At 26.7% G+C, this 9,311-nt stretch carries 10 protein-coding genes; 2 read left to right on the forward strand and 8 right to left on the reverse strand.

Annotated features, from left to right (window positions below):
- The first annotated feature begins 149 nt into the window (after positions 1–149).
- Complete coding sequence (locus I4V51_RS19850; RefSeq protein WP_195990172.1) at positions 150–890, forward strand: alpha/beta hydrolase; 741 nt, start codon at positions 150–152, stop codon at positions 888–890.
- A 44-nt stretch (positions 891–934) separates the two neighbouring features.
- Here the strand turns inward: I4V51_RS19850 and I4V51_RS19855 are convergent, their stop codons facing one another.
- From I4V51_RS19855 to I4V51_RS19875, 5 genes are all read right to left on the reverse strand, one after another.
- Positions 935–3,658 (reverse strand): DEAD/DEAH box helicase, encoded by a 2,724-nt coding sequence (locus I4V51_RS19855; protein WP_195990173.1) that lies wholly within the window; start codon positions 3,656–3,658, stop codon positions 935–937.
- Positions 3,659–3,815: 157 nt separating this feature from the next.
- Complete coding sequence (locus tag I4V51_RS19860; protein ID WP_195990174.1) at positions 3,816–4,172, reverse strand: hypothetical protein; 357 nt, start codon at positions 4,170–4,172, stop codon at positions 3,816–3,818.
- 114 nt (positions 4,173–4,286) lie between these two features.
- Positions 4,287–4,964, reverse strand: a complete 678-nt coding sequence (locus tag I4V51_RS19865; RefSeq protein ID WP_195990175.1) for a hypothetical protein — start codon at positions 4,962–4,964, stop codon at positions 4,287–4,289.
- A 108-nt stretch (positions 4,965–5,072) separates the two neighbouring features.
- Complete coding sequence (locus I4V51_RS19870) at positions 5,073–5,267, reverse strand: hypothetical protein (protein WP_195990176.1); 195 nt, start codon at positions 5,265–5,267, stop codon at positions 5,073–5,075.
- 16 nt (positions 5,268–5,283) lie between these two features.
- On the reverse strand, positions 5,284–6,342 hold the full coding sequence (locus I4V51_RS19875; RefSeq protein ID WP_195990177.1) for a serine/threonine-protein kinase: 1,059 nt from the start codon (positions 6,340–6,342) through the stop codon (positions 5,284–5,286).
- A gap of 125 nt (positions 6,343–6,467) precedes the next feature.
- Between I4V51_RS19875 and I4V51_RS19880 the strand changes: the two genes are divergently transcribed.
- Entirely contained in the window at positions 6,468–6,920 is a 453-nt protein-coding gene (locus I4V51_RS19880; protein WP_195990178.1) for a helix-turn-helix transcriptional regulator, read from the forward strand.
- Between the two features lie 122 nt (positions 6,921–7,042).
- Here I4V51_RS19880 and I4V51_RS19885 read toward each other — a convergent pair whose 3' ends face one another.
- The 3 genes from I4V51_RS19885 to I4V51_RS19895 form a co-directional block, all read right to left on the reverse strand.
- On the reverse strand, positions 7,043–7,267 hold the full coding sequence (locus tag I4V51_RS19885) for a hypothetical protein (RefSeq protein ID WP_195990179.1): 225 nt from the start codon (positions 7,265–7,267) through the stop codon (positions 7,043–7,045).
- Between the two features lie 42 nt (positions 7,268–7,309).
- Entirely contained in the window at positions 7,310–8,452 is a 1,143-nt protein-coding gene (locus I4V51_RS19890) for a site-2 protease family protein (RefSeq protein ID WP_195990180.1), read from the reverse strand.
- Positions 8,453–8,571: 119 nt separating this feature from the next.
- Entirely contained in the window at positions 8,572–9,099 is a 528-nt protein-coding gene (locus I4V51_RS19895) for a YcxB family protein (RefSeq protein ID WP_195990181.1), read from the reverse strand.
- Positions 9,100–9,311: the final 212 nt, after the last annotated feature.

Here is a 9,311-nt window from a genome sequence, read left to right on the forward strand (position 1 = left end):
TAAACTCCTTTATTAAATATATAGAATGTGTTGAATTAGCATAAATACATAATATTACTTCTTTACTTTTTATTAATTTACACTCTATTGACATTATAAACTTAAAAGCATATTATACTCTTTGATAAAAAATTTGAGGTGAAAATAAAATGAAAAATAGAACACTAAAAACTGTTTCTTTTATAATATTAGGCTTAATAGTTGCTATACTTATATTTATGGCTTCATTTTTTATGACTTCTTATGGTCCAAGTACTGAAGCTATAGCTAGTTTAGAAGATTCTACATCTGTAGATGTTACTGAAAATAATTTTATAACCTTTACTCCTGAAAACACAGAAGCAACAACAGGATTAATAATATATCCTGGGGCTAAAGTAGAACCTGAAAGCTACGCACTCCTTGCTAATAAAATTGCTCAAGCTGGTTATGAAGTTATAATAACTCCTATGCCACTTAATTTTGCTATTTTTGACTCTGATGCTGCCGATGAAGTAATATCAAAGTTCCCTAATATCAAAAACTGGGCTATTGGTGGACATTCATTAGGTGGTGTAATGGCTGCTAAGTATGCTAGTGAAAATGATAATATTGATGGTGTTATTTTCTACGCTTCATACCCTCAAGGTGATGAACTTAAAGACTCTGATATAGAGGTTACTTCAATTTATGGTTCTGATGATGGTGTTGCAGACTTAGAAAAGATTGCAGATTCAAAAGATCTTTTACCTACTTCTACAACCTTTGTTGAGATACCTGGTGGAAATCACGCTCAATTTGGTAGCTACGGAGAACAATCTGGAGACAACCCTGCTGAAATATCTGCTAATGAACAAATAAACATAGCTGCAGATGCTACAATTAAACTTTTATCTGATATTTCTAAATAATAAAAACAGTTGCAAAAAATTTTGCAACTGTTTTTCACTTAATTTTAATATCTTTTTCCTCTTCTATCTCTACGACCTCTAAATATTGGCTTTTTATATCTTTCACTCTTAATTCCATGTATCATTTCTCTACAAACTCTACATTTATCACTAGCATAATCCCAAGCTAATTTTTTACCACAAATACTACAAACTCTTTCATGATCAAGAAGCTTAGTTAAAAGCAGCTCATTTATCTTATTTGCTGTATCTTCCTTTTCTAAAGATATATATCTATTATTTATCATCATATTAAAGTTCTTTCCAAAAGAATAATTTAATTCTAATGACTTATAATAACTTTCAAGATTATCAAGCTCCTTCTTTGAGCTTACATTTTTCCTTAACAATGGCTTCTTTAAGTTTACTGCACCTGCACTATACATTATGCAATATTCTTCCCATAGCCTTTGAACATCCTTATTATTTTCTTCAAAAGGAATTGTTGCCATTTTCATAAGATCTTCCTTACTTCCATTTATACCAAGTCTTTTTAATATATTTAAAAGATAAGTTATTCTTGTAACATCTGTTTTTTCATAATGCCCTTTTACATACATTGTGCTCCATGTTTTTAATGAGTCTATAATATCTATATTTATATCTAAAAGAGATTCTGGTACTCCTATATAACACTTTTTAATTTTGTTTGTTTCTGCAGTTAAAGCCTCCTTTATTAAGCTTCTATCAGTCATTGCTGTAACATATCCCTTATCATAGATACCTTTACGTCCAGCTCTTCCTGCTATTTGCTTTATTTCTGAAACATTTAACTTTCTTAAAGATACTCCATCGTATTTTCTTGTTTCTAAAAATACAATACGTTTTATAGGTAGATTTACACCCATTCCTATAGCATCTGTACAAACTATTACTTCTGTTTCACCATCTAAAAATCTTTCAAACTGCTTCTTTCTTGTTGAATATGGAAGTGAGCCATAAATTATACTTGTTTTTATATTATTATTAAGAAGCTGTGCTGAAACTGCAAGGGCTTTCTTTTTACCAAAGACAACTAATGCATCACCTTTTTTTACATCTTTATTTAAATTAAAAGGCTCATCTTCAAATACTAATTCTGTATCTCTTGTATGGTTTACTACTTCATATGTATCATTACAGTCCTTTATTAGCTTAATTACTATATCCAAGGCTTCTGGTGCCATACATATATGAATTTCTGGAGCTAATACCCCTAATATAGCTCTCGTCCAAGCCCATCCTCTCTGTTTATCAGCAATCATTTGAGCTTCATCTATAACACATATATCATAAGGTGTTCCAAGCTGTAGCTTTTCAATGGTAGATGAAACATGGTATGCATAAGTAAGGATATCCTCTTCCTCTCCAGTTAATAAAGAACATGCTATATTTTGTGAATTAAGCTTATCTTGAATTTCAAGTGCTAATAATCTAAGAGGGGCTAAGTATACTCCACTTTCTGCCTCCATTAATCTTTCTATACTTGCATATGTCTTTCCTGTATTAGTTTCACCAACATGAAGAATAAAGTGTCTTTTCATAGCTCTTGCTTCTTCATATTCATTTACTGGATTGTCTAAAATTATATCTTTAATATCATCTTTTGCTTTATTTCTAATATATATATTTTCTGATGTCCATACTAAACCTTTTATACAAATCCAAGTAATACATTCTTCAATTTCTTCCATATCATCAATAGATGGTGAATTTTCGTTTTCTTCTAAATAATTCTTATAAAGAATATTTTCAACTACAGCCATTCTTGCTATTATTTTGTTTATCTTATCTTCTTTGCCTATAAGATTTCTTTTAAAGCCTGGAAGATTAACACTTTTATAATATCCAAAAACCATATTTCTAGCATTTTCTAAGTATAAATTCATATGTTCTTTAGTTTTATAAATATTTGTATTAATAAGATTATCTAATCTTTCATCAATTGAATTAACAACCTTAACTTTAAGTCTATTTATCCCCTTTGTTAAACTTGCAGCTTCTCTACAGTTTTTTATCATAAGATTTATAAGGTTCTTTTCATTATAGCTATTATCAGCCTCTACAACCTCTGTAGAATACTCATTTTCAATATCTAATAAGTCACAGCCTTTATCATATATATCTAATAAAAGTTTTTCTTCTAAAGGAGCTACTTTAGATGCAACAGGACTTCCCCATCTACTCTTAAATCCATTTCCTACTTCAGCTTTTATTTTTTCTTCTAGTTTTATCTTTTTGTCATGACTTAACTCTTCTAAGTCCATATCATAATATATTTTTCCATCACGACTTCTCTTATACCATCTAACACTGTTAAATAAGAAGTCTTCAGTATATCTTTTTTTAAATTTTTTATACAGATCTCCCTTTTTTTGCTCCATTGATTTCTCTACTTTTTCATAGATAACAGCAGCAATATCCTTTGGAATATACTTATATACTTCTTTATCTTCTTCAGTAAAGTTATCTTCTTCTAACTCTTTAACGTATGAGCCCTCCCAAGATAATTCATATATAAAGTCCTTAACGTATGTATAATCATAAACATTAAATTTCCCACCATCATTTAATGTAACTTTCGAATGTATATCATTTTCATTAAACTCTGAATCATCAATATTTACCTTATGAGTTGTTTTTATATATATGGTAATTTCCTTAATTGCTTCATTAATAAATTCAGTATCTATATATTTAGCTATGTCATTTTTTACTTCTTTTCTTAATGAGCATTTTATTGAACCCATCCTATCACTTCCTTCGTAGTTTAAACTTATTTTTTAACTATACTACATTAATTACCCCTAAGGCAAGAAGTTGCCTTAGGGGTAAATTACACATATTCATTATATAAATAAAATTCTAAGTTTACTCCACCAAACATTACCAAATTCTTTCATAATTTTAAATCTCTTCATAAGTAAAAATAAATTTTACCCCTTGCAAATATATATACTCAATATCTGCCTTAATAACAGAAACATTTCTCTTTTTCCCTCTAAACTTAACTTCACTATATCTTCTTAATGCATCAATTTCATAATCAAATACACCATAAACTTCTTCAGTTTCCATAGCTTTATCACTTATAACCATATACTTTCCATACTCAAATTCTGAAGTTTCTCCCTCTAATTTCTCTGTTTCATTCTTCTCATATTCTTCTAATAGTATTTCTGCTTCTGATTCTTTTACTTCTTCTTCCTTTTTTAAAAATACCTCTTCTAGTATTTTTACATTTTCATCTTCATTAAATTTCATAAAACTTCCCCTTTAATAAAACCCCTATGCAATTCCATCTTATATGATTTCCTGTAATACTTTAAGTTAAACTTATAGTCTATTCCCACACATTTTTTATTATTTTCATAACCATTAATTTATATTAATTTCAGCTCCTGATAATTTTAAATATTGTCCATCTTCAACTGTGATATAAGAATCTTCCATTAAATTATCATTAGTTATTATTGAATCAAAAGTCCCCCTACTATCACTAGACACTTCTATATATCCCATACCTATAGATGAAGTAAGTGTTACCTTATATTCTCCTGCTGGTATATCTTTCCCTACAATATATGTTCCATCTTTATATATTCCATCTTCAGGAACTACTGAAGGTGCATCTGCTACTGCATAAAACTCTCCACTTCTAATCTTTAAATATTCACCATCATTAACTGTAATATATTTATGCCCTTTTACATTATCATTAGTAATAATGCTATCTAAAGATCCTGTTGAATCTGAAGTTACTTCTATATATCCTATTCCCTTTGCAAAAAATAAATATTCTCCTGCTGGTAAGTCTGTTCCTATTTTATAAGTTCCAGCCTTAATTTTTATATCCTTTTTTTCTTCATTTGTCTCAACTACATTTGATGTATCCTTGCTACTATTTTCTGTATTAGCTACACTTTCCTCTTGAACTGCTACACTTTTAGATGAATCATCACCATCTCCAGCTGAACCTATTGCTCCAACTATAATAACAGCAAGTACCCATACCCACCATTTCTTCCATATTGGCTTTTTTGCTTTCTTTTCCATAATAATAAACCTCCAAAAAATAAATAATATTAAACTATACTTGATAATATTATTTTAATTATTTCTTGAAGGTCATTGGTATGCTGTCAGCATACATTTATATTATTTTTAAACTAATTGTAATAAAACTCCACAAACTACAAATAATAAAAAATTATATAATATATTTCCTACTATTTTGCTACCTCTGTCATTACGCTTAGTTAAAGGAAGATTACTTTTTATATTTTTATAATTCCCATTAAATAAGGTAGTAATAAACAATATTGGAGCCATAACTGCATCCTCAAGTATCAAACTCATATTGCCTGTTCCCCAATTACAGCAGAATCCAAATACCCAAAAAAAAGTACCACATAGATGCCACCAGTATTATTAATGGGTTTTTAGTTCTGTATCCTGGAAGCTCCTTAAGTTTAGAAATTATCTTTTTAAATGCATTTTTCTCTTTTTCACCAGCTTTTACTGAATCACTATCTAATTTCTTTGAATAATTATATTGCTTATTTGAATTGTCATAAGGAGATTTATACTCCTGACTATTATTACTATCTTCCTTCTTTAAATTTAATAAGTCACTATTATTTCCCTTAGTTTCTTTATTCATTGGATTTATTATGCACTCTTTATTTACATTACCTGTTATGTTTTCTTTCAAAGTATTTTCTAATACTAACTTCAATTCCTTAACATTTAAATATCTATTATCAGGTGAAATATTTGTACATTTTTCAATTATTTCTTTTAATTTTCCCTCATTTAACTTTTCTTTTATATGTTTTCCTGTAGTTAATACATTTAACATTACTCCAATTGAATAAATATCACTTCTACAGTCAGTCTGATCAAATCCAAACTGTTCAGGTGATGCATATCCCTTTGTTCCAAGTATATGAGTATCCATATTTCCCTCTTCTTTATAAACTCTTGAAACATCAAAATCTATAAGTTTTAATATTCCATTGTTATCTATAATTATATTTGAAGGCTTTATATCTCTATGTATAACTGCTGGATTTAAATTATGTAAAACATCTAAAATCGAATATAAGTTAATCATATATTTTATTGCAGTTTCTTCTTTTAATGGACCTTTATTATCTACTATACTTTGTAGTGTCTGTCCATTTACAAATTCTTCAATTACTATTAAAGAATCTTCACACTTGAAAATTTCATATATTCTTGCCATAAACATATTTTTAATTTTAATTATTTGCCTATATACATCAATATTATAATTTTTTAGCTCTTTTTTTATATAAATTCGTCCGTCTAATACATTTTGAACTAAATAAACAGTACTTTTCTTTGAATTATTTAATTCAGCTAATTCACTATACTTTGACTCTATATCTTCAAAGCTAATCTCTTCCATAGTTCCTATCCCCTTAGTACATTGATTTTTAACAACTTTTATTTTATCATTATTATATAAATTACTCAATTTTGATTATTAACATTAGTTGATAGTAATTATATTTAGTGGAGATTGACTTTATAATGATAGATAATAATAACAATAATACAACTGAACTTGATGATATGATTAATAATATTAATTCTGAAAAGGAGCTTCATGATTATATCGAAAATAAACTTTCACCAATACCAACTTTAACTTTTTCTAAATATTTAGATAGTTTAAGAATTAGTAAAAAAATTAAGAAAAGCACTCTTATTTCTGATTCTGACATTAGTAGAACTTATTGCTATCAAATATTAAATGGTATAAAAAATCCTAGCAGAGATAATGTAATAAAATTATGCCTAGCCTGCAAATTATCTATTGATGAAACTAATAGATGTCTTACCCTTGCAAAATCCAATAAGCTTTATTCTAAAGATATACGTGATAGTTTAATAATTTATTTTATAAATAATAATTATTCTGTTATTGATGCCAATATAAAATTAGATCAATTTGGTCTTGATATATTAGGAAATGCCGAGTAAAATGCTAAAAAGGTTCCAACAAATGCTACAACCTTTCTTTTAAATTGAAAATGTAGATAAATTTGTTATTACACAAACTTATCTACATTTTTTATAAGTATGAGTATATTTTTGCTATTACTCTATTTATTACTAAGTATTTTTTCTATTTTTTCATTTATAGAATTAATAAATTCAGGATTTTCTTCATGATTTCTTAATAACTCATCTATATTTTCAACATCAAACCCTGCTGCTGAATAATATTCTTTTAACTCTTCTTCCATTTCTTCAATAGAAACCTCTTCTAAAGCTTCATTCTCATAGGTTTCTTCATATAATGCTTTTATTTTTTCTTCTCTTGTCATTTAATTTCCGCCTTTCATAATAAAACATTTTATTAATTAGAATTATACAACTTCAATATTATTAGTATCTCCTATAAAATTAATAACTTCCTCTTCTGATAAAATATCTCCTTTTATAGGATAAGTTTTCTTTACTTTTTCAATTTCTTTTAATATCTTTTCTGTCTTTTTCTTATCCTTTAAGACTATTAAATTATAAGCATACATAAGTCTTTTTCTTGAAATATAACATGATGTTGCCTTTATATAATTACGTAACTCTTCTGTATAAAGTTCTTTTACCTTGTCCATATTTCCTTTTAGTATTTCAAAAAATAATAGTTCACAATTTATTTCATATTCATATATTTTCATAATTTTAGGTGCTTTTTCTAATATTTCTTCATAACACCTTTGTGCTTCTTCAAAGTTTAAATTATCATAATAATAATTACCTTCCATAATTTTTAAAGATGTTACTAAAGGATTATTTAAGTCAGCTCCTTCCCTTAAATAAAACCATTCAATAGGCATATCTTTAATTCTCATACCTTTAGATAAAAGTCCATTTACTTTAAGCTGAATATAAAAGCAGTATTTCATAAAATCATCTTTTGAAATGGATATTATATTATATCCATCATTAGCAATTCCGCTAACCTTCATTGGAATTCCATTGCTTATAATACAAAGCACTCCTGCAGTAATAGATGCAATTAATATAAATTTTATAATTGGACTAACATTAAATGCTATTAATATTACTAAACTTACGATAGTAATTATAAGATTCATTAATGTTCCACCTAAATTATATAGTACATATTTCACTTCTTTATAATTATCAGTTTTAGGCATCATTAAGCATTGTCCACCAGTACCTTTAATATTAAACTTTTTAAACTTAAATTTCCCTTCATCTTTTACTAAAGTCAAACTTCCAACTCTAAAAGAAATAAATTCATATCCTGACATTAATCCAAAAATCAAATGCCCTGCTTCATGAAGTATAATATGTAATCCAAATATAACTATAAAAATACCAATATATATTATTATACTAATTAAGGCTTCTCCAAATTGCATGTTTGATCTCGCTAATACTTTACGAGATAAAATGCCACCAAAAAAACCTGCTACCAAGAGTACTATATATATGCCAATAGTCACCATAGTAATTTTAATATCCTTTTTCTTTTTCTCCATAATATCCTCTCCTAATTTAATTAAGAACACTATATCATATTTCTTCTTTTTCATATAATTAATTACATTTAATAATAGTTCTAAACTTTTGCTCCAGTTAGTATTTGAAATATTATCATTTAAACTAACTTTTCATCTATATACTTTAAAGCCATATCCTGCTCTTCTTCATTTTTAAATGCTCTTTTGGGAATATTCACCACTTGCCCTGAAATTAAGTTAATGAATATATTATTTTCTGTTACATTAATATCATTTACAAAACTCCACTGAATTTTAGTATACATTCCTTCAATTTCTTCAATTATTCCATCCTCTTGTAAAGTTATTTTAGTACATTTTATCTGTTTTACAGATTTAGAAAATTGATTATTTACTAAATTTTTCATTGTTTTCTCTCTAATTGCATCATATATATTATTGCTATATAAAATCCAAGTAATTAACAATATAGTGCCTACTACCAATACTGGTATATAAAATGGTTCTATTATACTTAACATAAATAAAGTTATTGCTATTATTAGCATTGCTATTGATAGCTTATATCGAATTTTAGCTTTTTTTATAATACTAATATCATTATTTTTTAACTTAGATAATTCTAAATAATCATCTGTAGTTATTTTAAAAACTATCTCCATCATATTTCCTCTCCTTTTCTTAATTGTTAATATATTGTACAATAAGTATAATATACATATTATTTAAATGAAAGGGAATTATTATGACCTATAGTAAAAAAATAATTTTTGAAGATACAAAGGTAAAAAATAATAAATTTAAATTAACGCTAGTTATTATTATGTTCTTTATATTAATAACTACCTTTATATCTACTTATATATATAAAGAAATA

The organism is Clostridium sp. D53t1_180928_C8 (assembly GCF_015667795.1).
GTDB lineage: Bacteria > Bacillota > Clostridia > Clostridiales > Clostridiaceae > Clostridium.

Excerpts from the sequence above, each read along its gene's own strand:
- I4V51_RS19850 (WP_195990172.1), top strand. The coding sequence starts at position 150 with ATGAAAAATAGAACACTAAAAACTGTTTCTTTTATAATATTAGGCTTA.
- I4V51_RS19855 (WP_195990173.1), bottom strand. The coding sequence starts at position 3,658 with ATGGGTTCAATAAAATGCTCATTAAGAAAAGAAGTAAAAAATGACATA.
- I4V51_RS19860 (WP_195990174.1), bottom strand. The coding sequence starts at position 4,172 with ATGAAATTTAATGAAGATGAAAATGTAAAAATACTAGAAGAGGTATTT.
- I4V51_RS19865 (WP_195990175.1), bottom strand. The coding sequence starts at position 4,964 with ATGGAAAAGAAAGCAAAAAAGCCAATATGGAAGAAATGGTGGGTATGG.
- I4V51_RS19870 (WP_195990176.1), bottom strand. The coding sequence starts at position 5,267 with ATGAGTTTGATACTTGAGGATGCAGTTATGGCTCCAATATTGTTTATT.
- I4V51_RS19875 (WP_195990177.1), bottom strand. The coding sequence starts at position 6,342 with ATGGAAGAGATTAGCTTTGAAGATATAGAGTCAAAGTATAGTGAATTA.
- I4V51_RS19880 (WP_195990178.1), top strand. The coding sequence starts at position 6,468 with ATGATAGATAATAATAACAATAATACAACTGAACTTGATGATATGATT.
- I4V51_RS19885 (WP_195990179.1), bottom strand. The coding sequence starts at position 7,267 with ATGACAAGAGAAGAAAAAATAAAAGCATTATATGAAGAAACCTATGAG.
- I4V51_RS19890 (WP_195990180.1), bottom strand. The coding sequence starts at position 8,452 with ATGGAGAAAAAGAAAAAGGATATTAAAATTACTATGGTGACTATTGGC.
- I4V51_RS19895 (WP_195990181.1), bottom strand. The coding sequence starts at position 9,099 with ATGATGGAGATAGTTTTTAAAATAACTACAGATGATTATTTAGAATTA.